The sequence below is a fragment of the Bacillus sp. ChL18 genome (genome assembly GCF_026241425.1).
Classification (GTDB): domain Bacteria; phylum Bacillota; class Bacilli; order Bacillales; family Bacillaceae; genus Bacillus; species Bacillus velezensis.
The window spans coordinates 1,410,378-1,434,116 of sequence record NZ_JAPHWE010000001.1 but is presented as its reverse complement, the minus strand read 5'-3'; the positions used below and the strand labels follow the sequence as shown (position 1 = coordinate 1,434,116).

The 23,739-nt window shown below is 45.7% G+C and carries 29 protein-coding genes; all 29 read left to right on the top strand.

Features of this window, described 5'->3' with window-relative positions:
* Position 1 precedes the first annotated feature (1 nt).
* The 29 genes from fliJ (at position 2) to frr (ending at position 23,709) form a co-directional block, all read left to right on the top strand.
* Positions 2-445, top strand: a complete 444-nt coding sequence (gene fliJ, locus OQ477_RS07100; protein WP_032874893.1) for a flagellar export protein FliJ — start codon at positions 2-4, stop codon at positions 443-445.
* A gap of 11 nt (positions 446-456) precedes the next feature.
* On the top strand, positions 457-1,071 hold the full coding sequence (locus OQ477_RS07095; protein ID WP_015388236.1) for a MotE family protein: 615 nt from the start codon (positions 457-459) through the stop codon (positions 1,069-1,071).
* A 6-nt stretch (positions 1,072-1,077) separates the two neighbouring features.
* Complete coding sequence (locus tag OQ477_RS07090) at positions 1,078-2,421, top strand: flagellar hook-length control protein FliK (protein ID WP_265971951.1); 1,344 nt, start codon at positions 1,078-1,080, stop codon at positions 2,419-2,421.
* Entirely contained in the window at positions 2,422-2,862 is a 441-nt protein-coding gene (gene flgD, locus OQ477_RS07085) for a flagellar hook assembly protein FlgD (protein WP_007409782.1), read from the top strand.
* A gap of 24 nt (positions 2,863-2,886) precedes the next feature.
* Positions 2,887-3,663, top strand: coding sequence for a flagellar basal body rod protein FlgG (gene flgG / locus OQ477_RS07080; protein WP_007409783.1), 777 nt, complete (start codon positions 2,887-2,889; stop codon positions 3,661-3,663).
* Between the two features lie 39 nt (positions 3,664-3,702).
* Positions 3,703-3,918, top strand: coding sequence for a flagellar FlbD family protein (locus OQ477_RS07075; RefSeq protein ID WP_003154243.1), 216 nt, complete (start codon positions 3,703-3,705; stop codon positions 3,916-3,918).
* The gene (gene fliL, locus OQ477_RS07070) at positions 3,915-4,334 is read left to right on the top strand and encodes a flagellar basal body-associated protein FliL (protein ID WP_014417773.1); all 420 of its coding nucleotides are present in this window, start codon (positions 3,915-3,917) and stop codon (positions 4,332-4,334) included. Before OQ477_RS07075 ends, fliL begins: the two co-directional genes overlap by 4 nt.
* Positions 4,335-4,367: 33 nt before the next feature.
* Positions 4,368-5,366, top strand: a complete 999-nt coding sequence (fliM, locus tag OQ477_RS07065) for a flagellar motor switch protein FliM (RefSeq protein ID WP_003154240.1) — start codon at positions 4,368-4,370, stop codon at positions 5,364-5,366.
* On the top strand, positions 5,356-6,492 hold the full coding sequence (gene fliY, locus OQ477_RS07060) for a flagellar motor switch phosphatase FliY (protein WP_265971949.1): 1,137 nt from the start codon (positions 5,356-5,358) through the stop codon (positions 6,490-6,492). Before fliM ends, fliY begins: the two co-directional genes overlap by 11 nt.
* A gap of 26 nt (positions 6,493-6,518) precedes the next feature.
* Entirely contained in the window at positions 6,519-6,881 is a 363-nt protein-coding gene (gene cheY / locus OQ477_RS07055; protein WP_003154238.1) for a chemotaxis protein CheY, read from the top strand.
* Between the two features lie 14 nt (positions 6,882-6,895).
* Positions 6,896-7,549, top strand: coding sequence for a flagella biosynthesis regulatory protein FliZ (gene fliZ, locus OQ477_RS07050; RefSeq protein ID WP_003154237.1), 654 nt, complete (start codon positions 6,896-6,898; stop codon positions 7,547-7,549).
* Positions 7,542-8,207 (top strand): flagellar type III secretion system pore protein FliP, encoded by a 666-nt coding sequence (fliP, locus tag OQ477_RS07045; RefSeq protein WP_012117556.1) that lies wholly within the window; start codon positions 7,542-7,544, stop codon positions 8,205-8,207. The genes fliZ and fliP overlap by 8 nt, the downstream gene beginning before the upstream one ends.
* Before the next feature lie 14 nt (positions 8,208-8,221).
* The gene (gene fliQ, locus OQ477_RS07040) at positions 8,222-8,491 is read left to right on the top strand and encodes a flagellar biosynthesis protein FliQ (protein WP_003154234.1); all 270 of its coding nucleotides are present in this window, start codon (positions 8,222-8,224) and stop codon (positions 8,489-8,491) included.
* Between the two features lie 6 nt (positions 8,492-8,497).
* Positions 8,498-9,277, top strand: coding sequence for a flagellar biosynthetic protein FliR (fliR, locus tag OQ477_RS07035; RefSeq protein ID WP_265971948.1), 780 nt, complete (start codon positions 8,498-8,500; stop codon positions 9,275-9,277).
* Positions 9,277-10,356: a flagellar biosynthesis protein FlhB gene (flhB, locus tag OQ477_RS07030; protein WP_265971946.1), complete on the top strand. Its 1,080-nt coding sequence runs from the start codon at positions 9,277-9,279 to the stop codon at positions 10,354-10,356. Before fliR ends, flhB begins: the two co-directional genes overlap by 1 nt.
* A 33-nt stretch (positions 10,357-10,389) precedes the next feature.
* On the top strand, positions 10,390-12,423 hold the full coding sequence (gene flhA / locus OQ477_RS07025; RefSeq protein ID WP_265971945.1) for a flagellar biosynthesis protein FlhA: 2,034 nt from the start codon (positions 10,390-10,392) through the stop codon (positions 12,421-12,423).
* A complete protein-coding gene (gene flhF / locus OQ477_RS07020) occupies positions 12,423-13,514 on the top strand; it encodes a flagellar biosynthesis protein FlhF (protein WP_265971944.1) in 1,092 nt (363 codons plus the stop codon). The genes flhA and flhF overlap by 1 nt, the downstream gene beginning before the upstream one ends.
* Positions 13,511-14,404, top strand: coding sequence for a MinD/ParA family protein (locus OQ477_RS07015; protein ID WP_265971942.1), 894 nt, complete (start codon positions 13,511-13,513; stop codon positions 14,402-14,404). Before flhF ends, OQ477_RS07015 begins: the two co-directional genes overlap by 4 nt.
* Positions 14,401-15,468, top strand: a complete 1,068-nt coding sequence (locus OQ477_RS07010) for a protein-glutamate methylesterase/protein-glutamine glutaminase (protein WP_007409791.1) — start codon at positions 14,401-14,403, stop codon at positions 15,466-15,468. Before OQ477_RS07015 ends, OQ477_RS07010 begins: the two co-directional genes overlap by 4 nt.
* A gap of 5 nt (positions 15,469-15,473) precedes the next feature.
* The gene (gene cheA / locus OQ477_RS07005; protein ID WP_265971940.1) at positions 15,474-17,492 is read left to right on the top strand and encodes a chemotaxis protein CheA; all 2,019 of its coding nucleotides are present in this window, start codon (positions 15,474-15,476) and stop codon (positions 17,490-17,492) included.
* Positions 17,493-17,514: 22 nt separating this feature from the next.
* Positions 17,515-17,988, top strand: coding sequence for a chemotaxis protein CheW (gene cheW, locus OQ477_RS07000; protein ID WP_003154225.1), 474 nt, complete (start codon positions 17,515-17,517; stop codon positions 17,986-17,988).
* 15 nt (positions 17,989-18,003) lie between these two features.
* The gene (cheC, locus tag OQ477_RS06995) at positions 18,004-18,633 is read left to right on the top strand and encodes a CheY-P phosphatase CheC (RefSeq protein WP_014417781.1); all 630 of its coding nucleotides are present in this window, start codon (positions 18,004-18,006) and stop codon (positions 18,631-18,633) included.
* The gene (cheD, locus tag OQ477_RS06990) at positions 18,630-19,130 is read left to right on the top strand and encodes a chemoreceptor glutamine deamidase CheD (RefSeq protein ID WP_016936101.1); all 501 of its coding nucleotides are present in this window, start codon (positions 18,630-18,632) and stop codon (positions 19,128-19,130) included. Before cheC ends, cheD begins: the two co-directional genes overlap by 4 nt.
* A gap of 26 nt (positions 19,131-19,156) precedes the next feature.
* Positions 19,157-19,921 (top strand): RNA polymerase sigma-28 factor SigD, encoded by a 765-nt coding sequence (gene sigD / locus OQ477_RS06985; protein WP_003154217.1) that lies wholly within the window; start codon positions 19,157-19,159, stop codon positions 19,919-19,921.
* 27 nt (positions 19,922-19,948) lie between these two features.
* Positions 19,949-20,416 (top strand): DUF6115 domain-containing protein, encoded by a 468-nt coding sequence (locus tag OQ477_RS06980; protein WP_265971937.1) that lies wholly within the window; start codon positions 19,949-19,951, stop codon positions 20,414-20,416.
* 143 nt (positions 20,417-20,559) lie between these two features.
* Positions 20,560-21,300 (top strand): 30S ribosomal protein S2, encoded by a 741-nt coding sequence (gene rpsB, locus OQ477_RS06975; RefSeq protein ID WP_007611453.1) that lies wholly within the window; start codon positions 20,560-20,562, stop codon positions 21,298-21,300.
* A gap of 99 nt (positions 21,301-21,399) precedes the next feature.
* On the top strand, positions 21,400-22,281 hold the full coding sequence (gene tsf / locus OQ477_RS06970; protein ID WP_007611455.1) for a translation elongation factor Ts: 882 nt from the start codon (positions 21,400-21,402) through the stop codon (positions 22,279-22,281).
* A gap of 145 nt (positions 22,282-22,426) precedes the next feature.
* Positions 22,427-23,149: a UMP kinase gene (gene pyrH / locus OQ477_RS06965; RefSeq protein ID WP_003154213.1), complete on the top strand. Its 723-nt coding sequence runs from the start codon at positions 22,427-22,429 to the stop codon at positions 23,147-23,149.
* Positions 23,150-23,151: 2 nt separating this feature from the next.
* Positions 23,152-23,709, top strand: a complete 558-nt coding sequence (gene frr / locus OQ477_RS06960) for a ribosome recycling factor (RefSeq protein WP_003154212.1) — start codon at positions 23,152-23,154, stop codon at positions 23,707-23,709.
* Positions 23,710-23,739 lie beyond the last annotated feature (30 nt).

Sequence of the window (23,739 nt, the reverse complement as noted above, 5' to 3'; positions counted from 1 at the left end):
CGTGGCATACCAATTCAGATTTCAAAAGCTGCTGGAATTAAAAGAAAATGAAAAAGACCAAACATTGACTGAATACAGACAATCGGTTTCTGAATTTGAGACAGTGGCTGAAAAACTATATGAAAATATGAGCAAAAAAGAATTGCTCGAAAAAGACAAAGAATCAAAGCTGAAATGCGGGATGAGCGTTCAGGAAATGAGACATTATCAGCACTTCGTTTCCAATCTTGAGAACACCATCTATCATTATCAAAAGCTTGTCATCATGAAACGAAATGAAATGAATGAGAAGCAGGAACAGCTCACCGAAAAAAACATTGAAGTAAAGAAATTTGAAAAAATGCGGGAAAAACAATTTAATATGTTCGCACTTGAAGACAAAGCTGCAGAGATGAGGGAAATGGACGACATTTCAATCAAGCAGTTTATGATTCAGGGGCATTAGGAGCGAATGAAATGGCCGATAAAGAAAAGAGATCTGGAAAGTTCGGTTCAATCCTGCTTTTTATCATGATCCCGCTGATTTTTCTGATCATCGTCGCAAGCATCATCCTTTGGGCTGCCGGCGTTGATGTGATGAAGCCGATTCAGGAAACAGCCGCTAAAACGCCTGTTTTAAAAGAATTGGTTCCCGAAACGAAAGAAATGAAAAGCGCGGCGGAAAAGCAGAAGGAAGACAGAACGGCTTCTCTTGAAAAGACCATAAAGGAACAAAAAAGTGAAATTAACATTTTGAATAAAGATTTAGACACAAGCAAATCCGAAATCGATAATCTGAATCAGAAAATCCGTTCACTGAAACAGGAAGCTGAACAGCAGCAGAAAACGAAGACGGATGAAACGAAAAAAGACGCTTCGGATTCAGCCGGAAAAGATAAGATGATCAACATCTATAAAAGTATGGACAGCGGTAAAGCGGCAAGCATTATCGTAAAGCTGAAAGAAAAAGAAGCCCTCGATATTTTAAACGGATTAAGTAAAAAGCAGCTTGCTGAAATCTTGACGAAAATGACTCCTGAACAAGCGGCTAAATATACAGAAAAACTATCCGCTGACGGAAATAAGGAGTGATGTAAGTTGAGGCTGCTTGAATTAACGGGTAATCGTACGCAGGCTGCGCAAAACAGCAATGTGAAGATGAATGTAAACAGCTTAGGTCTATTTCATAACTGGCTCCTGTCGGAAATCACTTCTCCCCGGCAGCCCGGAGATGAAACAAAAACAAGTGACGCAGAGCTGAATGATGCTCTATCGAAAATCGGTGATTGGCTGAAAGCCGGCCCGGAAGATAAAGAATTGCAGCTAAAACAGCTGCTTGAGGCGGTAAAAGCTCTTGAAGGAAAGCAGACGGCTGAAACAGCTCTTCCTTTATTGAAACAGCTTGCCGAATCTGTTGAAGACATGTTAGCGGGAAAACAGCATGGGGCGAAGCCCGAAACGGATGAGCCGGATTCTTCCGCAAAAGACGGGGATTCCGTCAAGGATGCGCTTGAGAAGGGTCTGCTTTTCATTCATGAAGCCGTATCCCAGCTCTTCACATCTCAGCAGGAACTGCCTGACAGCGCGCAGGCAAAGGCGGTTTACCAGGAAGGCGCCCGTTTATTAGAGGCATTGAAAAAACAAGGCGTTCCGGACCGCGTGATTCAAGACCTGCGGCAGACATTTTTTCCGAAAAACGAATCTGCATCTAAACTTTACTCCATGACAGCCGCTGAGCTGAAGAGCTTTCAAAGCGTCGCGGAGCAGCTTGCGGGCCTTTCTCAAAAGGGAACAAAGGAATGGGATATGGCTGAAACTGAGCTGAAAGCTTTTGTGTTATCTCAATCATCTGAATCATCCCAAGAGTCAGCCGGAAAAACAGAACAGCAAAACGGCGGCACGGTTTCTCACGCAAAGGCGCCTGACAGCAAATTGTCTGCACATATCCTGTTTTCGGGAACGAGAAGCCTTGCCGGCATTCAGCAAACGTCCGCAGGAGCTGAACAGCAGCCGGCAGAAAATAAACCGTTAACGGATCAGGTCATCAGCGGCTGGAAACAGATGAAATACACGCCTTTCGGGAAAACAACCGGAAGCTTTACGATTCGTCTTAATCCCGAGAACCTCGGATTTGTCACAATTAAGGTGACAAACGAAAACGGGATGTTTCAAAGCAAAATAATCGCATCCAGCCAGTCCGCGAAAGAGCTGCTGGAACAGCATCTTCCTCAGCTGAAACAGTCGCTTCCGAATATGTCGGTCCAGGTCGACCGTTTTACAGTCCCGCTTCAAAGCGGGGATCAGCAGCCTGTTTACGGGCAGACGGCCGATCACAATAAACAGCAGCATCAGGGACAGAGAGAGCAGAAGAACCAGCAGCAGTCAGGCGATTTCGGAGATATGCTGGAGGAGCTTTCTCTCAATGAAATGGAGGAAGAATAGTTGACATCAGTAAACTCGGATTATGCCGCGGCGGGCGCTTCAACCACTTCAAGCGCGAAGAGCACCTCCGCAGTAAACAGCAGCACGAATTTAGGAAAAGACGAATTTCTTAAGATCTTAATGACACAGGTTCAAAACCAGGACCCGCTCAATCCGGTTGATGACAAAGAATTCATCAGCCAGATGGCGACATTTTCTTCATTGGAGCAAATGATGAATATGAATACGACGATGACTAAATTTGTAGAAAATCAAGATCCGTTTACGATGTATGTGAACTGGATCGGCAAAAATGTCACATTCAGCGACAGCGACGGGAAGGACCAGACAAGCCCAGTCAATTCAGTCAAGCATTCAAACGGCAATTACGTGCTCGTGCTTGAAAATGGCAAAGAGGTCAGTCCGTGGAATGTCACGGCCGTCAGCGAAACATCTAAATAAAAAGAAACCCAGGGGGAATTTAACATGTTACGTTCATTATATTCCGGTATCAGCGGCATGAAAAACTTTCAGACAAAACTAGATGTAATCGGCAATAACATCGCCAACGTCAACACAGTGGGATTTAAGAAAAGCCGCGTTACATTTAAAGATATGATCAGCCAGACAGTCGCCGGCGGTTCAAACGTGACCAATTCAAAACAAATCGGCTTAGGTGCCGCGACTTCTTCCATTGATGTCGTTCATTCAACCGGCGCCCCGCAGGCTACACAGAATAAAACCGACCTAGCCATTGACGGAGACGGATACTTTCAGATTAATACAGGCGCGGGAATTGTTTACACACGTGCGGGGAATTTCGGAAAGGACAATCAAGGGAACCTTGTTACGACTGACGGGTACTACCTTGAAAAAATCGGCGGCGGCAAAATCAATATTCCGACTGATGCGAAAGATTACAGCATCGGTGCAGACGGAACGGTTACATACACTGATGCAGGGGATGAGGTTCATGATGCCGGACAAATCGGTCTGGTCACGTTCCCTAACAGCGCCGGTCTGGAAAAAATCGGAGGCAACCTTTACAGAGAATCATTAAGTTCAGGAGCTGCAAGCGCAGTCACCACTCCGGGCGAAAACGGAACGGGTAAGCTTTTGGCAGGCTATCTTGAAATGTCAAACGTAGATCTGACAGATGAATTTACCGAAATGATCGTTGCTCAGCGCGGTTTCCAATCAAACTCAAAAATCATTACGACTTCAGATGAAATCCTTCAGGAGCTGGTTAATCTGAAACGGTAAGGAGGGAGGAGAGGCGGTTAGGCCGCTTCTCCGGATTGCATGATTCAAGTCACCCGTTTAAACGGCCAGCCTTTTACGCTGAACGCGCTGTTTATCGAACAGATTGAGTGCTTCCCCGACACGACGATTACACTGTCCAACGGCAAAAAGTTCGTAGTGAAAGAACCGGAAGAAGCAGTTCTCAAAAAAGTCATATCGTTTTACCATAGCATACAAATATTTTCACTGGATCAGGGAATAGAGGAAGAAGAATGAAGAAAAAATTAGTCATCATTTTGCTGATTATTTTAATTGTCATCGCCGGCCTCGGAACGGCAGCATATTTTGTCGTCAGCGGAAATTCCGGCAAAGATAAAAAGCCGACAATTGACGAAGTCGTTGCAGCCACTGTGTCTGTCGACGATATCACGACAAACTTAAAGTCTGACAGCATCATCCGTATCGGCATCAAGCTTGAAACCGACTCGGCTAAAGCGAAGGAAGAACTTGAAAAACGCGATTTTCAGGTGAAAGACAACATCATTTCCATTTTAGCTGACACAAGCGCCGGAGAGATTGAGGGAGATAAAGGAAGAGAAGCGTTTAAACAATCATTAAAAGAGAAAGTAAACAGCTATCTCCAAGAAGGAAAAGTTCAGAAAGTGTACATTACCTCCTTTAATCTGCAATAAAAACAAATTTGACAGAATACGGAGGTGAAGAAAATGTCAGGAGAAGTTCTCTCCCAAAATGAAATAGACGCACTGCTTTCCGCCATTTCCACGGGTGAGGCGGATGCGGAAGAGCTGAAAAAGGAAGTTAAAGAGAAAAAAGTAAAGGTATATGATTTTAAACGGGCTCTCAGATTCTCGAAAGATCAGATACGCAGTTTAACCCGGATACATGATAACTTTGCGAGGCTTCTCACAACACACTTTTCCGCCAAGCTCAGAACGTATATTCATATATCCGTCAGCTCAGTTGACCAGGTGCCGTATGAAGAATTTATCCGTTCCATACCGAACATGACGATTTTAAATTTATTCGATGTTCATCCGATGGAAGGCAGAATCATGATGGAGGTTAATCCCACCATCGCATACGCAATGCTTGACCGCGTCATGGGAGGCATCGGCATCACTCATAACAAAGCTGACAGCCTTACGGAAATTGAAACGAATATTATTTCTAACTTATTTGAAAATGCACTGGGCAACTACAAAGAAGCTTGGCAATCGATTGCTGATATTGACCCTGAAATGACTGAATTTGAAGTGAATCCTCAGTTTGTACAGATGGTTTCCCCAAATGAAACAGTCGTTGTCATTTCTCTCAATACACAGATAGGTGAAATCAGCGGTGTCATTAATCTTTGTATTCCCCATGTCGTACTTGAGCCGATTATCCCTAAGCTTTCCGTACATTATTGGATGCAATCAGACCGGAATGAAGCGAAGCCCGAAGAAACGAAGTTGCTTGAAAAGCGCATCATGACGGCTCAAATTCCCGTTGTGGCTCTCTTGGGCGCTTCTGAACTGACAATAGAAGAATTTTTAAGTTTGGAAGTCGGGGACTGTATAACTCTGGACAAATCAGTGACTGATCCTCTTACTGTATTGGTCGGAAACAAACCGAAGTTTTTAGGGCAGGCCGGCCGGGTGAATCGAAGACAGGCAGTGCAAATTTTAGATCACGACATAAGAGGTGAACAAGATGAACAATAGATTATCTCAAGATGAAATCGATGCTCTTCTTAACGGCACAAACAGTCAATCAGAGGATACAGAACAGCCTCAAGGGGCGAACTTGTCTGAACTTGAGCGCGATGCGATCGGAGAAATCGGGAATATTTCGTTCGGCAGCTCGGCTACGGCGCTGTCCACTCTTTTAAATCAAAAAGTGGACATTACGACGCCGAGTGTGACCGTCATTTCAAAAAGCAAAATCAGTGATGAATTTCCTCATCCGTATGTTGCCATTGAAGTGAACTACACAGAAGGCTTTGACGGCAGCAATTTGCTCGTCGTCGAACAAAGCGACGCGGCCATCATCGCGGATTTGATGATCGGCGGGGACGGCCGGGGCGCCGATCCGTCACTCGGTGAAATCCACCTGAGCGCCGTGCAGGAAGCAATGAATCAAATGATGGGCTCGGCTGCTACGTCAATGTCGACCGTATTCAGTAAAAAGATTGACATTTCTCCGCCAAGGGTTGAACTTCTGGATGTGACGGAAGAAAAAGGGACCGACAGAATACCTGAGGATGACCTGCTCGTAAAAGTGTCATTCCGTCTGAAAGTCGGCGAATTAATCGATTCGAGCATCATGCAGCTTTATCCGATTACGTTTGCGAAAGATCTGATCGCAGACCTGATGACTGCAGACCAGCATGAGTCAGAGGCCGCAGAAACCGTATCAGAACCTCAGCAAACATACGAAACGCCGCAGCTGGAACCTGCCATGCAGCCGGAGCCGCAGGCAAAACCTGAGCTTCCGAAGAGACAGGGAACCGCAAAAAAAGCTGCTCCTGTTCAAGTTGCTCCGGTAGAATTCCAGGCGTTTGATCATAACGAAGCGGCGCAAGGATCAAGGAATAACCTTGATATGCTGATGGATATTCCGCTTTCCGTTACGGTTGAGCTCGGCAGAACGAAGAGAAGCGTCAAAGAAATCCTTGAACTTTCTGCGGGAAGCATTATTGAGCTTGACAAGCTGGCTGGTGAACCTGTTGACATCCTGGTCAACCAGCGGATCGTGGCAAAGGGCGAGGTCGTTGTCATAGAAGAAAACTTCGGCGTGAGAGTCACTGATATTTTAAGTCAGGCAGACCGCCTTAACAATTTAAAATAAGCGAACATAGAGGAGAGAAACAGATTATGGCACACAGAATTTTAATTGTAGACGATGCAGCATTTATGAGAATGATGATCAAAGATATTTTAGTGAAGAACGGTTTTGACGTTGTAGCTGAAGCTTCAGACGGAGCGCAGGCAGTCGAAAAATTCAAAGAGCATTCCCCCGACCTAGTGACAATGGATATTACAATGCCTGAAATGGACGGGATTACAGCTTTAAAGGAAATTAAACAAATCGATCCGCAGGCGAAAATCATCATGTGTTCGGCTATGGGCCAGCAGTCAATGGTTATTGACGCGATTCAAGCCGGCGCAAAAGACTTTATCGTGAAACCGTTCCAAGCGGACCGCGTGCTTGAAGCCATTAATAAAACATTAAGCTAAAGGGTGTACGACTGTTGAAAAAGAGTCATGGTTTACTAGCTTTGATTTGTTGTTTCGTTTTACTCAATGTACATCCGTTCCCTGCTTTTGCGGCGGAGTCTGACAATTCCACCGTCAACGAATGGTTTGACAAACAATCAACAAACAAAACAGAGAAAAAAAGCGATACATCGAAACAAACGGCTGATCAAGAGATAGGGGATGCTTCTGCATCTTCTGTCTCCGCTTTTGATTTTGTAAAGATGATTGGGGCGTTATTATTCGTCATTCTGCTGATCTATGGATTTGTCAAACTGATGAATAGAAGAAACCGTCTGCTGAAGCCGTTTCAATATGTAGAAAATATCGGCGGAACGTCAGTCGGCCAAAACCGTTCCGTGCAGCTGATTAAAGTGGGAAACAGCGTTCTCGTAGTCGGTGTGGGCGAAACAATACAGCTTTTAAAAGAAATTGAAGATGAAAAAGAGCGCGAGGCGATTCTGAGCCAATACGAAGAGTCGATGTCTTCAAAAGTGGAATGGACCAAACTCGTAAATCCGCGTAAGGATGGAGAAAAAAAGCCGCAAACGATGCTTCCGTCGTTTTCGAAAGCGCTGAAAGAACAGCTGAACGAGCTGAAACAAAGCCGTTCTGAAGGAAAGAAGAAAGGCCCTTATCATCATGAATGAATTTATTAATCTTTTTAATTCAAACAGTCCGACCGAAGTCAGCTCCACTGTTAAATTACTGCTGCTTTTGACTGTCTTTTCAGTGGCGCCGGGGATTCTGATTTTGATGACCTGCTTTACGAGAATCGTCATCGTCCTGTCTTTTGTAAGAACCTCATTGGCGACGCAGAACATGCCTCCCAACCAGGTTTTAATCGGCCTTGCGCTGTTCTTAACGTTTTTTATTATGGCGCCGACTTTTTCAGAGATTAATAAGGAAGCCTTAACGCCGCTGATGGACAATAAAATCAGTCTCGATGAAGCATATACAAAAGCCGAGAAGCCGATTAAAGAGTATATGAGCAAGCATACAAGGCAGAAGGATCTGGCGCTGTTTATGAACTATGCCAAAATGAAAAAACCTGAATCGATTCAGGATATTCCTTTGACGACAATGGTGCCCGCTTATGCGATATCAGAACTCAAAACCGCTTTTCAAATGGGCTTTATGATTTTTATTCCGTTTTTAATTATCGATATGGTCGTGGCGAGCGTCTTAATGTCAATGGGAATGATGATGCTACCGCCGGTTATGATCTCTCTGCCCTTTAAAATATTGCTTTTCGTTTTGGTCGATGGATGGTATTTAATCGTGAAATCTTTGCTTGACAGCTTTTAGGGTAGGTGCTAATTGTGAGTTCAGAATTTGTAATTTCCATGGCGGAAAAAGCCGTATATGTAACACTAATGATCAGCGGGCCGCTGCTTGCGATCGCGCTGATCGTCGGTTTGCTCGTCAGTATCTTTCAAGCGACAACTCAAATCCAGGAACAGACGCTTGCGTTCATTCCGAAAATCGTGGCGGTGATGCTTGGACTGATCTTTTTCGGTCCTTGGATGCTGTCGACGATTCTTTCGTTCACAACTGATCTGTTCTCTCATCTGAACCGATTTGCAGGGTAGAATCAAATGAATTCCATCATTGATTTATTTCCCGCTTTTTTATTGGTCTTTATCAGAATCTCTGCTTTTTTTGTAACGGTGCCGGTGTTCGGGCATCGGAATCTGCCGGCGGTTCACCGAATCGGCTTTGCTTTTTTTCTTTCGGTGATCTGCTTCAGCACGCTGAAACATGCGCCGGAAATAGAAATAGGGGAACAGTATATGCTGCTTGTCATAAAAGAGGCCGTTGTGGGCTTGAGCCTCGGGCTGATTGCTTTCATGATGATGACAGCCATTCAGATAGCGGGTTCCTTTATTGATTTTCAGATGGGCTTTTCCATCGCCAATGTCATTGATCCGCAATCAGGAACGCAAAGCCCGCTGATCGGACAATTCGTTTATACGCTGGCGCTGTTATTTATGCTCAGCGTAAACGCCCATTATCTTTTATTGGACGGGATTTATTACAGCTTTCAGTATATCCCGCTCGATCAGGCATTTCCGTCGTTTGGAAATGATCACTTTGGACTTTTTATCGCAAAAAGCTTCAATGCCATGTTTATTATCGCTTTTCAAATGTCTGCGCCGGTTGTGGCCAGTCTGTTTTTAGTTGATTTGGCGCTCGGCATTGTGGCGAGAACGGTGCCGCAGCTGAATGTTTTCGTTGTCGGGCTTCCTCTGAAAATAGCCGTGAGCTTTATTATGCTGATCGTTTGTATGTCGGTGATGTTTGTCGTCGTCCGCAACATCTTCAGCTTTACCGTTGAAACCATGCGGAATCTATTGGCATTGGTCGGTGTGACATGATGAGACTCAGACTGAATCTGCAATTCTTTGCCGGTGAAAAAACGGAGAAAGCCACTCCGAAAAAACGGAAGGATACAAGAAAGAAAGGACAGGTCGCGAAAAGTACGGATGTGAATACAGCCGTTTCTTTACTGATTATCTTTCTTTCGCTGATCGCGCTCGGTCCTTATATGCGGGACAGGCTGCTGTCCTTTATTAAAACGTTTTATACGAAATCGATAACATTACATCTGTCAGCATCTGCCGTGCATGAACTGTTCGTAGATACGGTGAAAGATATCAGCCTCATCCTCGCGCCGATTATGCTGGTCGCGCTTGTGGCAGGTGTCGTGAGCAATTACATGCAGGTGGGTTTTCTGTTTTCTGCGGAAGTCCTCAAGCCTGACTTGAATAAGCTCAGCCCGCTGAAAGGTTTTAAGCGGATTTACAGCATGAGGGCGATTGTTGAACTGGTCAAATCTATTTTGAAGATTACTGTGGTCGGTTTTGCCGCCTTTATGGTGCTCTGGCTTCATTATGGCGATATTCTCCGCCTTCCGCTTTTAACGCCTGCGGAAGTGCTCACTTTCGTTTCTAAGCTCACGCTTTGGATGGGGCTTGCGGGATCAGGGGCTTTAATGCTGCTGGCCGGGCTTGATTATTTATATCAGCGTTTTGACTATGAGAAAAATATCAGAATGTCAAAGCAGGATATAAAAGATGAATACAAAAAATCGGAGGGTGATCCGATTATCAAGTCCAAAATTAAGCAGAAGCAGCGGGAAATGGCGATGAGGCGGATGATGCAGGAAGTGCCGAAAGCGGATGTCATCATTACCAACCCGACCCATTATGCGATAGCTTTAAAATATGATGAAAAGAAAATGGACGCCCCTTACATTGTTGCCAAAGGGGTCGACCATCTCGCATTAAAAATCAGGCAGATCGCCAAAGAACACGATGTCATGAGGATTGAAAACAGGCCGCTCGCGCGTGCGTTATATGATCAGGTTGACATTGACCAGGCCGTGCCGGAAGAGTTTTTCAAAGTCATTGCGGAAATTTTGGCTTATGTATATAAAACGAAACAAAAAGTATAGTGAATTTCAGATTCAAAAGGAGAGAAAAACAGCATGTCAACAAGAGATTTATCGGTTTTAATAAGTGTTGTCCTCATTGTGGCAATGCTGGTGATTCCATTTCCTCCATGGTTGTTAAGTATTTTGATCATCATTAATATCTCTCTTGCGTTGATCGTGCTTCTCACCACAATGAATATGCAAGAACCGCTGCAATTCTCGATATTCCCGTCATTGCTGCTGTTATTGACGCTGTTTCGGCTTTCGCTCAATGTGTCGACGACACGTTCGATTCTTTCTCACGGAGAAGGGGGCAAGGTTGTTGAGACATTCGGGAATTTCGTTGTCGGCGGAAATGTGCTGGTAGGGCTTGTTGTCTTCATTATCTTGATTATTATTCAGTTTATTGTCATTACAAAAGGCGCCGAGCGGGTATCGGAAGTGGCGGCGAGATTTACGCTCGATGCGATGCCCGGAAAGCAAATGAGTATTGACGCGGATTTAAATGCCGGCATGATTACGGAGCAGGATGCAAAGCACAGACGTGAAAAAGTCGCCCGGGAAGCCGATTTTTACGGCGCCATGGACGGTGCGAGCAAATTCGTCAAAGGGGATGCCATCGCGGGGATCATCATCGTGATGATCAATGTTATTTTCGGAATCGTAATCGGCATGCTGCAGCAGGGGATGAGCATACAAGAAGCTGCGTCTCACTTTACAATGCTGACGGTCGGTGACGGTATCGTTTCTCAAATGCCGGCCTTGCTCATCTCAACGGCTACGGGGATTGTCGTGACGAGAGCGGCATCTGAAGGAAACCTCGGTCATGATATTACAGGCCAGCTGTTTGCTTATCCGAAGCTCTTGTATGTAGCCGCGGGGACTGTACTTTTGCTCGGTCTTCTTACACCGATCGGCATTCTGCTGACGGGGCCGATCGCCGGTCTGCTTGCATTCGGCGCTTACATGCTGTCCAAAGCGGATAAGCCGAGCGAAGAAGAGGAAGAAATTCTTGAAGAAGAGGCTCAGGCGGATGAACTGAAAAGCCCGGAAAGCGTCGTGCAGCTTTTACATATTGATCCGATTGAATTTGAGTTCGGATACGGACTCGTGCCGCTTGCAGACGCGGGGCAGGGCGGTGATCTTCTTGACCGCATCGTCATGATCAGACGTCAGCTTGCGCTTGAATTGGGACTTGTCATTCCGGTTGTGCGCATCAGGGATAACATCGCGCTCCAGCCGAATGAATACAGATTGAAAATTAAAGGCAATGAAGTCGCTAAAGGAGAGCTCCTGCTGGATCATTACTTAGCGATGTCACCGACGCCTGAAGATGACGTCATTGAAGGAATTGAAACGATAGAGCCGTCGTTCGGACTTCCCGCAAAATGGATCAGCGAAGCTGCAAAAGATGAAGCGGACATGCTGGGGTATACAGTTGTTGATCCGGCGTCAGTCGTATCTACGCATATTACAGAAAAAATTAAGCAGCATGCCCATGAACTGGTCGGCAGACAGGAAACAAAGCAGCTGATCGATCATCTGAAGGAAAATTATCCTGTGCTTGTTGAGGAAGTCACGCCAAACCCTCTTTCTGTCGGCGATATTCAAAAAGTGCTTGCCAAATTGCTGAGAGAAAAAGTTTCAATCAGAAACTTGGTGACCATTTTTGAAACTCTTGCCGATTACGGAAGATTAACGACAGATTCAGATCTTTTGACAGAATACGCGAGACAGTCGCTTGCCAAACAAATCACGGCACAATATGCGAGAGAGCATGAAACGCTGAAGGTCATCACATGCTCAGGCCGGGTGGAAAAAGCGATTGCAGACGGGGTTCAGCAGACTGAACAGGGCAATTACCTGTCACTCGACCCTGAGGTTTCAGACAGTATCATCCGTTCTGTCGCTAAAGAAGCCGAGCAGCTTTCCATCCGACAGGAGTCGGCGATTCTTCTTTGCTCGCCTGCTGTCAGAATGTATGTAAAACAGCTGTTAGAACGGTATTTCCCTGATCTTCCGGTTCTTTCTTATAATGAGCTGGAAGCAAATGTTGAAGTACAGAGCATTGGAGTGGTGGATATTTAATGAAAATAAAAAAATTTACAGCCGCTTCAATGCAGGATGCCGCGAAGCAAATCAAAAAGGAACTCGGCAATGATGCCGTTATTTTACATTCCAAACAAGTAAAGAAACGAAAATGGCTGGGGCTGCGGTCGCAGCAGGCCGTCGAAGTGATAGCGGTTTTAGATCGTGACGTCAGGAAAGCGAGAAAAACGCCGCCGGCTGCCGCTGAAGAAATGAAAAAGACGGAAACGGCGGAGAAAGCTGAGCCTGTTCAGCCGCCGCGTCTTCCGGATCAAAGCATTTCCGGCGAACTGGCGCATTTTAAAGAAGTGCTCCCTGAACCATTAAAAAAAGCCGAGAGACTATTGAAGCAAGCCGGGCTTCCTGATCATACGCAAAACGCCGTACTCAGTGAATTGCTCCGTTCTTCAATTGTTTCCGGAGATTTAACTGAAGATAATGTCAGCTCAAAACTGCAGGATTTGTTAGTGAAAAAACTCCCTTCGGCAGACAGGTGGCAGGAAGGGATTCAATCAAAATACGTCGTGCTTTTCGGTTCAACCGGGGCCGGCAAAACGACTACACTTGCGAAACTCGCGGCCTCATCAATGCTGACAGAGCATAAAAAAATTGCCTTTATGACGACGGATACTTACCGGATTGCCGCGGTCGAGCAGCTGAAGACATATGCGGAGCTGCTTCAGGCTCCTCTTGAAGTATGCTATTCAAAGGAAGAATGTCTGAAGGCACTGGAAAAATTCGCTGAATATCACCATGTTTTCATTGATACAGCCGGTAGAAACTTTAAAGAAGAGCAGTATATTACGGAATTACAAGAGATGATTCCATTTGAATCAGGCTTACAATCCTTTCTCGTATTATCGGCATCTGCAAAATATGAAGATATGAAACAGGTGCTGAAACAGTTTTCAGGTGTGCCGGTCAATCAATTCATTTTCACGAAAACGGATGAAACCGCCTCACTCGGCTCCGTGTTTCAAGTGCTGTCGGAATCAAGAATCGGCGCCGCCTATTTGACAAATGGACAGGATGTGCCTGAAGACATCCTATCGGCTTCACCAAAAGAGTTTGTAAGGATGCTTTTGACATGAAACCCGATCAGGCAGAGTCATTAAGAAAGAAAATGAGAGAGCGGCAAATGATCAAGCCGGAGCTTTATGAGAAAAAAGCGAAGACATTAGCCGTCATCAGCGGTAAAGGCGGCGTCGGAAAATCTAATTTAACATTAAACATGGCAGTTGCCCTGCAGGAAAAAGGAAAAAAAGCACTCATCATTGATCTTGACATCGGAATGGGCAACATTGATGTGCTGATCGGCGCTGCTTCTTCCCGCACCATTATTGATGTGATGGAGAATCGGCACGCGTTGGCTCAATCACTTTCCTCCGGTCCGAAAGGCCTTCGCTACATATCCGGCGGAACGGGGCTTGAGGCGATCTATCAAGCAGACGGAGAGAAGTGGACGGCTTTTATGAATGGTCTTTCCGCTGTATTAAGCGATTTTGATTACGTTCTGTTTGATATGGGAGCGGGACTTTCAAAAGAACAGCTGCCGTTTATTTTATCGGCGGAAGACATTCTCGCCGTGACAACGCCTGAGCCGACGGCCATTATGGATGCCTACAGCGCGATCAAACATCTTTTGCTCGCGGATGAACGGCTGACCGTAAACATTGCCGTCAATCGCTCCCGCGCCCAAAAACAGGCGCTGGACACGTACAACCGCCTTTCTCATGCGATTCACACGTTTTTAGGCGCAGGGGTGCGTTTCGCCGGCTCCATACCCGATGACCCGTTAGTAAGTCAAGCCGTCATTGACCAGGTGCCTTTTTTAATAAAAAGTCCTCAAGCAAAAGCCAGCAGGTCCGTCCGTCTTCTGACGGATGTCTTGTTTCAAACGGAAGAAAACAAACCAAGAGAAGAGAAACCGGCATTTATTGAGAGATTATCTTCTTTTTTATTGAGGAGGACTTTACAGTGATTCGTGTGCTTGTCGTTGATGACTCAGCTTTTATGAGAAAAATGATTACCGATTTTCTGGCTGCGGAAGTGCAGATAGAAGTCATCGGGACAGCCAGAAACGGGGAAGAGGCGCTGAAGAAAATAGAGCTTCTTAAACCGGATGTTGTCACGCTTGATATTGAAATGCCGGTCATGAACGGAACGGATACATTGCGGAAGATCATCAGCATATATAAACTTCCCGTAATCATGGTATCGAGCCAGACACAGCAAGGGAAGGACCGAACGATCAACTGTCTGGAAATGGGCGCTTTTGATTTTATCACCAAGCCTTCCGGAGCGATTTCACTTGATCTTTATAAAATTAAAGAGCAGCTGATTGAGAGGGTGATTGCAGCCGGGCTGTCCCGCGCACAAAAACCTGAGGCGGCAGTGAAAGAGTCTTCTATCCCGGAACGTCCGGCTTTGGCGGGATTTGAAAGACCGAAAGCAAAATCCGCTAAGCAGGCCGTATTCATCGCGACCTCTACAGGCGGACCGCGGGCTCTGCAAAAGGTGATTCCGAAACTGCCGAAGGATTTAAAGGCGCCTGTATTTGTCGTTCAGCACATGCCTGAAGGCTTCACCGCTTCACTTGCAGACAGACTCAACCATTTGTCAGATATTCAGGTCAAAGAAGCGGAAAACGGTGAAGAAGCGAAAGACGGATGGGTGTACATCGCGCCCGGCGGAAAAAATATGACGGTTGCAGAGGAAGGCGGAAGGCTCCGCATCATTCTTGACGTTCATGATACGGAAAGCCGGCATAAACCGTCAGCCGATTATTTGTTTCGGTCGGCAAGCCGCTTATCCGATTACGAAAAGGTAGCCGTCATTATGACAGGCATGGGCAGCGACGGAACCGAGGGCGTAAAAGAAATGCTCAGAACAGGCGGCGTTAAAACGATTGCGGAATCGGACGAATCCTGTGTTGTGTTCGGAATGCCGAAGTCAGCGATAAAGGCGGGCCTCATTCATGAGATTAAACATGTGGAAGATATCGCGGCATCCATCACCGGATGTGTGAAAAAAGAGAGGGTGTGAATCAATTGGATATGAATCAATATTTAGATGTCTTTATTGATGAAAGTAAAGAGCACTTACAGACATGTAACGAAAAGCTGCTGCTGTTGGAAAAAGATCCGGCAGACCTTCAGCTTGTGCATGACATCTTCAGAGCTGCCCATACGCTGAAAGGCATGAGCGCAACGATGGGATATACAGATCTGGCGCATTTAACCCACCTGATGGAAAATGTGCTGGACGCTATCCGCAATGGAGAAATGCCCGTTACATCGGATTGGCTGGACGTGCTGTTTGAAGCGCTTGATCATCTTGAAGAGATGGTGCAGTCCATTATTGACGGTGGAGACGGCAAACGTGATATTTCTGAAGTGAGTGCGAAGCTCGACGTAAATGCGGTGCATGAGACTGCGGCTTCAGCCGAAACAGCAGAACCGCCGGCTTCAAAACAACAGGCTTCAACTGAATGGAATTATGATGAGTTCGAACGAACTGTTATTGAAGAGGCGGAAGAGCAAGGATTCAGCCGCTATGAAATAACGGTTTCCCTGAATGAAAGCTGTATGCTCAAAGCCGTGCGCGTGTACATGATATTTGAAAAGCTGAATGAAGCCGGGGAAGTCGCAAAAACGATACCCGCCGCGGAAGTGCTTGAGACGGAAGATTTCGGAACGGATTTTCAGGTGTGTTTCTTGACAAAGCAGCCTGCTGAAGAAATTAAAGAACTCATCAGCGGCATTTCAGAAGTGGAGAATGTCGAAATTTCTGCCGGTGCGCCGTTAAAAACGGCCGAAAAACCGCAAGCTGCTGAACCGGTGAAGGAAGATCCGGTTAAAAAGGCTGAAAAACAGCCTAAGCAGCAAGCGAAAACGGAAGAACAGCCGAAGCATCACAGCGGCTCGAAAACGATTCGCGTCAACATTGAAAGACTGGATTCTTCAATGAACCTTTTTGAAGAACTTGTCATTGACCGCGGACGTCTTGAGCAGATCGCCAAGGAGCTTGACCACAATGAGCTGACTGAAACCGTTGAACGCCTGACCAGAATCTCGGGCGACCTTCAGTCTATTATTCTTAATATGCGGATGGTGCCGGTAGAAACCGTCTTTAATCGTTTCCCGAGAATGATCCGCCAGCTTCAAAAGGAATTAAACAAGAAGATCGAATTGTCCATCATCGGAGCTGAAACGGAGCTGGACCGCACGGTGATTGATGAAATCGGCGATCCGCTTGTCCATTTAATCAGAAACAGCATCGATCACGGCATTGAATCGCCTGAAGTGCGGGTGAATAAAGGAAAACCGGAATCTGGCCATGTCGTGCTTAAGGCATATCACAGCGGCAACCACGTCTTTATTGAGGTTGAAGATGACGGGGCCGGCCTGAACAGAAAGAAAATTCTTGAAAAAGCGCTCGAGCGGAGTGTAATCACCGAACGTGATGCTGAAACGCTTGAAGATAATGAGATTCACGAGCTTATTTTTGCTCCGGGCTTCTCGACTGCCGATCAAATTTCTGACATTTCAGGGCGGGGCGTCGGCCTGGATGTCGTAAAAAATAAACTCGAATCACTCGGCGGCTCTGTCAGTGTCAAATCCGCGGAAGGCCAAGGTTCTCTTTTCAGTATCCAGCTTCCGCTGACACTTTCAATTATATCCGTTCTTCTCATTAAACTGGAAGAAGAGACGTTTGCGATACCGATTTCTTCTATTATAGAGACGGCTGTTATTGATAAGAAAGATATCCTGCAGACGCATGACAGAGAAGTGATTGATTTCAGAGGCCAAATCGTTCCGATCGTCTATCTGAAAAAAGAATTCGGCATTACGGATTCAAAACAGGATGCCGATCAGTTCCATGTAATCGTTGTGAAAAAGGGCGATAAATCCACTGCTTTTGTCGTGGACTCTTTTATCGGACAGCAGGAAGTCGTACTGAAATCACTCGGCGACTATTTGACGAACGTCTTTGCGATTTCCGGCGCTACGATTCTCGGAAACGGAGAAGTGGCGCTGATTATTGATTGCAATGCGCTGATCTACTAAAACGACACGAGGAGGTGCCCGCATGACTGCTGAAATCAAAACAGGTGAAAAAATGATTGTGTTTATGATAAACGGGAAAGAATACGCTATCTCAGTTTCCCAGGTGAAATCAATTGAAAAGTGGCAAAAACCGACGAGGGTCCCGGGTGTGGAATCTTATATCCGCGGCGTTATCAATCTGCGCGGAGTGATTACCCCGGTTCTTGATTTAAGAAAACGTCTGAATCAGCCTGAACAGGACATCACAGAAGAGACTCGGATTATCATCATTTCTTACCGTGACGCTGATGTCGGATGGGTCGTGGATGAGGCCAATGACGTCATCACCGTGCATGAAAATGAAATCGAATCCGCGCCTGAAAGCCAGACAAAGGAAACGGATGTGTGGATTAAACAGATCGTCAAGCAAGATAACAGGCTCCTCAATATTATCGATGCGCATGCGGTGCTGGATAAAGGTGCTTCGGCATCTGCGTCCGGAGAGCCTAATGCTTAAAGGGGAAAAGACAACATGAGTAAGTTTGAAGCGATCAAAGAAGAGCAGATGGATATTTTGCGGGAAGTCGGAAATATCGGGGCGGGTCACTCGGCTTCTGCAATGGCTCAGCTGCTGAACAGAAAGATAGACATGGAAGTGCCGTTTGCGACTTTATTGACATTTGATGAGCTCGCTGATTTTTTCGGCGGGGCTGAAACGCCGGTCGCCAGTATCTTTTTAAGAATGGAAGGCGACATGACCGGCTCTATCTTTCTCATCATGCCTTTTGATCAGGCGGAACAGTTTATCAGAGAGCTGATCGGAAATCCGGATTTTGATATTGACCAGTTGGGCGAAGATCATTTGAGTTCTTCTGCTTTACATGAGTTCGGCAATATTTTAGCAGGTTCCTATTTAACGGCATTGGCTGATTTGACAAAGCTTGAGATTTACCCGAGCGTGCCGGAAATCTCGCTTGATATGTTCGGCGCGGTTATCAGTGAAGGGCTGATGGAGCTCAGCCAAGTCGGAGAGCATGCCATTGTCGTGGATACTTCTATTTTTGACCAAGGCAGCAGGCAGGAGCTCAAAGCCCATATGTTTATGCTCCCGGACTATGATTCTTTTGAAAAGCTCTTCGTCTCATTGGGTGCGGCTTTATGAGCCGTGCGGAAGCCGCAGTTGTTAAAGTGGGGATTGCTGATGTTCAAATCGCGCGTTATCCGGATAAAATCCGGACTTCGGGACTCGGTTCATGCGTGGGACTGGTTTTATACGATAAAGACAAACAAACGGCGGGACTCGTTCACGTCATGCTGCCGGATTCCGGTTTATCGAAAACAGCGGAACTGAACCGCGCAAAATACGCGGACACCGCCGTAAAGACGACGATTGATATGCTTTTGAAAGCCGGCTGCCGCAAGTTTGCCCTGAAGGCAAAACTCGCCGGGGGAGCGGAGATGTTTAAGTTTAAAATGACGAACGACCTGATGAAAATCGGTCCGAGGAATGTAGCGGCCATCAAAGAGCAGCTTTCATTGTATAACATTCCGGTCATCAGTGAAGATACGGGCGGCTCAAGCGGCCGGACGATTGAATTTGAGCCAAAGTCCTGCATGCTGCACATTCGAACTGTTAAACAAGGTGAAACAACGATTTAATAAAGGTATGAGGTAGGGGGATAACAATGCAATCCTTGAATTATGAAGATCAGGTGCTTTGGTCGCGCTGGAAAGAGTGGAAAGATCCTAAAGCCGGTGATGATTTAATGCGCCGTTACATGCCGCTGGTCACATATCATGTCGGCAGAATTTCCGTCGGACTGCCGAAATCGGTGCATAAAGACGATCTAATGAGCCTTGGTATGCTTGGTTTATATGATGCCCTGGAAAAATTTGACCCCGGCCGGGATTTAAAATTTGATACCTATGCCTCGTTTAGAATTCGCGGTGCAATCATCGACGGGCTGCGTAAAGAAGATTGGCTGCCCAGAACTTCACGGGAGAAGACAAAAAAAGTCGAAGCGGCGATCGAAAAACTTGAACAGCGCTACCTTCGGAATGTGACGCCTTCAGAGATCGCAGAAGAGCTGGGGATGACGGAGCAGGACGTAGTATCAACGATGAATGAAGGGTTTTTTGCCAATCTCTTATCCATTGATGAAAAGCTTCACGACCAGGATGACGGTGAGAATATTCAAGTGATGATCAGAGATGACAAAAATGTCCCGCCGGAAGAAAAAATCATGAAGGACGAGCTGATCGCTCAGCTTGCGGGCAAAATTCACGAGCTCTCTGAAAAAGAGCAGCTTGTCGTCAGTTTATTCTATAAAGAAGAACTGACTTTGACCGAAATCGGACAAGTCCTGAACCTTTCGACGTCGCGGATTTCACAGATTCATTCAAAGGCGCTGTTTAAATTAAAGCACCTGCTTGAAAAAGTAATTCAATAATGAACTCATGGTTAGCGAGTGAAAAACATGTCAACACTATTATGGCTTTTAAGCTTTGTGCTTCACGGCGTACTGCTTTATGCCGTCATTATTCTGTACACGAGGTTTTCAGCCCTCAAGGAGACGGAGCGCCAGCAGAAGAAGATTCTTGAAGAGACGGAAAACACCCTTGCAGCGTTTCTGCTTGAGCTGAAAGAAGAAAATGAAAGACTCGAAGACGCAAAAAGCCGTCAAGCGCCGGAGGCAGAAGACGCCGAACCCCGGCCGGAACCGAAAGAAGAGCCTGATATTCCGGACCACATGGAAAAGCTTATCAGTGCAACGGAACGGGCTGAAAGTGACGAAAACAGGGGCGCGCATTCGTTTGAAGAACGTGTTTCAGAATTATATGAACAAGGGCTCACCCCCGCGGAAATCGCCAAACGGATGCAGAGCGGAAAGACAGAAATCGAGCTGTTTTTAAAATTTCGCGGCAAAGCTGTAAAGGATTCTTGATTGTCGCATAAAGCTGTGTTATATTATGTCTTGGTGTTAAATACACACGCTTAACGATTTATGCAGAGGGTGCTGCAAACGGCAGTTCTGCACAAAAATGACCTAAGCGGAGGAAAAAAACCATTTTATTAGGAGGAAATCACATGTCAGTTATTTCTATGAAACAATTGCTTGAAGCTGGTGTTCACTTCGGCCACCAAACACGCCGCTGGAACCCAAAAATGAAGCGTTACATTTTCACGGAGCGTAACGGAATCTACATCATTGACCTTCAAAAAACAGTGAAAAAAGTAGAGGAAGCTTACAACTTCACGAAAAACCTTGCTGCTGAAGGCGGAAAAATCCTTTTCGTCGGCACAAAAAAACAAGCTCAGGATTCTGTTAAAGAAGAAGCTGTACGCTCTGGCATGTACTATGTCAACCAACGCTGGTTGGGCGGTACACTGACAAACTTCGAAACAATCCAAAAACGCATTAAGCGTCTGAAAGACATCGAGAAAATGCAAGAAAACGGTACATTTGAAGTACTTCCGAAAAAAGAAGTTGTTCAATTGAAAAAAGAATTAGAGCGTCTTGAAAAATTCCTCGGCGGAATTAAAGACATGAAGGATCTTCCTGATGCATTATTCATCATCGATCCTCGCAAAGAGCGCATCGCTGTTGCGGAAGCTCACAAATTGAACATTCCTATCATCGGAATCGTAGATACAAACTGTGATCCTGATGAAATTGATGTCGTAATCCCTGCAAACGATGACGCAATCCGCGCTGTCAAACTTCTTACTTCTAAAATGGCAGATGCTATTCTTGAAGCGAAGCAAGGCGAAGAAGAAGCGGAAGCTGCTGAAGAGACTGCACCTGAAACAGAAACGACAACTGCGTAACCTAATCAAAAGGTGATAAGAGGGACTGCCTTTTATCACCTTTTTTCAAGAAAAATGTATCTATACATATCTTGTTTACACATATAAGGAGGAATTCAAATGGCTATTACTGCACAGCAGGTAAAAGAACTGCGTCAAAAAACAGGCGCTGGTATGATGGACTGTAAAAAAGCATTGACTGAAACTGACGGAGATATGGACAAAGCAATCGACCTTCTGAGAGAAAAAGGAATTGCGAAAGCGGCTAAAAAAGCTGACCGTATCGCTGCTGAAGGTTCTACTCTTATTAAAACTGACGGCAACAAAGGCGTTATCTTAGAAGTAAACTCTGAAACTGATTTCGTTGCGAAAAACGAAGGCTTCAAAGAGCTTCTGAACACGCTTGCTGACCACCTTCTTGCAAACGCTCCTGCTGATCTTGAAGAAGCGATGGGTCAAAAGATGGAAAACGGTTCTACTGTTGAAGAATACATCACAAGCAACGTTGCTAAAATCGGAGAGAAAATCACTCTTCGCCGTTTTGCTGTTATTTCAAAAGAAGACAGCGAAGCGTTCGGTGCTTACCTTCACATGGGAGGCCGCATCGGCGTATTATCCGTTCTTAGCGGAACAACTGACGAAGATCTTGCAAAAGACATCGCGATGCATGTTGCAGCGGTAAATCCTCGTTACATTTCCCGCGACCAAGTGTCTGAAGAAGAAGCAAACCATGAGCGTCAGATCCTGACTCAGCAAGCTCTTCAAGAAGGCAAACCGGAAAACATCGTAGCGAAAATGGTTGAAGGCCGTCTGAACAAATTCTTCGAAGAAATTTGCTTATTAGACCAAGCTTTCGTTAAAAACCCAGACGAAAAAGTGAAACAAGTTGTGGCTGCGAAAAACGCATCTGTTAAAACTTACGTCCGCTACGAAGTTGGAGAAGGTATTGAAAAACGCCAAGAAAACTTTGCTGAAGAAGTTATGAACCAAGTGAAAAAATAATGGCGGAAAGCCTTGGCGAATCTTTCGCGGCTTTTCAGGCAGTATAGGGGACACTACTTGTGTTCCCTATTTTTAAAACTATATTTACAAACCTTTTTTTCTCTTGCATAATAGGAAACGGCAATGTTTACACTTGGAGGTTATTATGGAAAAACCAAAATACAATCGTATCGTTTTAAAGCTTAGCGGAGAAGCATTGGCAGGAGAGCAGGGAAACGGCATTAATCCGACTGTCATCCAATCCATCGCTAAACAGGTAAAAGAAATCGCTGAGCTTGACGTCGAAGTGGCCGTAGTCGTAGGCGGCGGCAACTTATGGCGCGGAAAAACGGGCAGTGACTTAGGAATGGACCGTGCGACGGCCGATTATATGGGCATGCTTGCTACTGTCATGAACTCACTTGCCCTGCAGGACAGCCTGGAAACGCTCGGAATTCAGTCCAGAGTGCAGACATCAATTGAAATGCGTCAGGTCGCTGAGCCTTACATCAGAAGAAAAGCCATCCGCCACCTGGAGAAAAAACGCGTTGTTATTTTTGCCGCGGGAACAGGAAACCCTTATTTCTCTACGGACACAACCGCAGCGCTGCGTGCCGCTGAAATCGAAGCGGACGTGATCTTAATGGCGAAAAATAATGTCGACGGTGTGTATAATGCTGATCCGAGAAAAGATGAGTCAGCCGTTAAATACGAAAAATTATCTTATCTCGATGTGTTAAAAGACGGGCTGGAAGTCATGGATTCTACGGCTTCTTCACTATGTATGGATAATGATATTCCGCTGATCGTCTTTTCTATTATGGAAGAAGGAAATATTAAGCGTGCCGTAATCGGCGAATCAATCGGAACGATCGTAAGGGGGAAATAACGTTGTCAAACGAAGTATTAACACAAACAAAAGAACGCATGGAAAAAGCGGTTGCCGCTTATTCACGCGAATTGGCGTCAGTCCGCGCAGGACGTGCCAACCCATCTCTATTGGATAAAGTGACAGTAGAATACTACGGTGCCCAAACACCTTTAAACCAGCTGTCTTCCATCAATGTGCCTGAAGCGCGTATGCTTGTTGTCACACCGTATGACAAAACGGCAATCGGCGATATTGAAAAAGCGATCCTGAAAGCTGATCTTGGCGTAACGCCGACAAGTGACGGCACAATTATCCGCATCGCGATCCCGGCTCTGACGGAAGAAAGACGTAAAGAACTTGTCAAAGTCGTGAAAAAATACGCGGAAGAAGCGAAAGTAGCAGTCCGTAATGTCCGCCGTGACAGCAACGATGACCTCAAAAAACTTGAGAAAAACGGAGACATTACAGAAGACGAGCTTCGTGCTTCCAGTGAAGACGTTCAAAAGCTGACAGATGAATATGTGTCAAAAATTGACAGCGTCACGAAGGACAAAGAAAAAGAAATCATGGAAGTTTAATGAAAAACTATGTACAATAGATAATGTGAA

Coding starts and splice junctions, on each gene's coding strand:
- OQ477_RS07095 (WP_015388236.1), top strand. CDS start 457: ATGGCCGATAAAGAAAAGAGATCTGGAAAGTTCGGTTCAATCCTGCTT.
- flgG (WP_007409783.1), top strand. CDS start 2,887: ATGTTACGTTCATTATATTCCGGTATCAGCGGCATGAAAAACTTTCAG.
- OQ477_RS07075 (WP_003154243.1), top strand. CDS start 3,703: ATGATTCAAGTCACCCGTTTAAACGGCCAGCCTTTTACGCTGAACGCG.
- fliL (WP_014417773.1), top strand. CDS start 3,915: ATGAAGAAAAAATTAGTCATCATTTTGCTGATTATTTTAATTGTCATC.
- fliM (WP_003154240.1), top strand. CDS start 4,368: ATGTCAGGAGAAGTTCTCTCCCAAAATGAAATAGACGCACTGCTTTCC.
- fliY (WP_265971949.1), top strand. CDS start 5,356: ATGAACAATAGATTATCTCAAGATGAAATCGATGCTCTTCTTAACGGC.
- cheY (WP_003154238.1), top strand. CDS start 6,519: ATGGCACACAGAATTTTAATTGTAGACGATGCAGCATTTATGAGAATG.
- fliP (WP_012117556.1), top strand. CDS start 7,542: ATGAATGAATTTATTAATCTTTTTAATTCAAACAGTCCGACCGAAGTC.
- fliR (WP_265971948.1), top strand. CDS start 8,498: ATGAATTCCATCATTGATTTATTTCCCGCTTTTTTATTGGTCTTTATC.
- flhB (WP_265971946.1), top strand. CDS start 9,277: ATGAGACTCAGACTGAATCTGCAATTCTTTGCCGGTGAAAAAACGGAG.
- flhA (WP_265971945.1), top strand. CDS start 10,390: ATGTCAACAAGAGATTTATCGGTTTTAATAAGTGTTGTCCTCATTGTG.
- flhF (WP_265971944.1), top strand. CDS start 12,423: ATGAAAATAAAAAAATTTACAGCCGCTTCAATGCAGGATGCCGCGAAG.
- OQ477_RS07015 (WP_265971942.1), top strand. CDS start 13,511: ATGAAACCCGATCAGGCAGAGTCATTAAGAAAGAAAATGAGAGAGCGG.
- cheW (WP_003154225.1), top strand. CDS start 17,515: ATGACTGCTGAAATCAAAACAGGTGAAAAAATGATTGTGTTTATGATA.
- cheC (WP_014417781.1), top strand. CDS start 18,004: ATGAGTAAGTTTGAAGCGATCAAAGAAGAGCAGATGGATATTTTGCGG.
- cheD (WP_016936101.1), top strand. CDS start 18,630: ATGAGCCGTGCGGAAGCCGCAGTTGTTAAAGTGGGGATTGCTGATGTT.
- sigD (WP_003154217.1), top strand. CDS start 19,157: ATGCAATCCTTGAATTATGAAGATCAGGTGCTTTGGTCGCGCTGGAAA.
- OQ477_RS06980 (WP_265971937.1), top strand. CDS start 19,949: ATGTCAACACTATTATGGCTTTTAAGCTTTGTGCTTCACGGCGTACTG.
- rpsB (WP_007611453.1), top strand. CDS start 20,560: ATGTCAGTTATTTCTATGAAACAATTGCTTGAAGCTGGTGTTCACTTC.
- tsf (WP_007611455.1), top strand. CDS start 21,400: ATGGCTATTACTGCACAGCAGGTAAAAGAACTGCGTCAAAAAACAGGC.
- pyrH (WP_003154213.1), top strand. CDS start 22,427: ATGGAAAAACCAAAATACAATCGTATCGTTTTAAAGCTTAGCGGAGAA.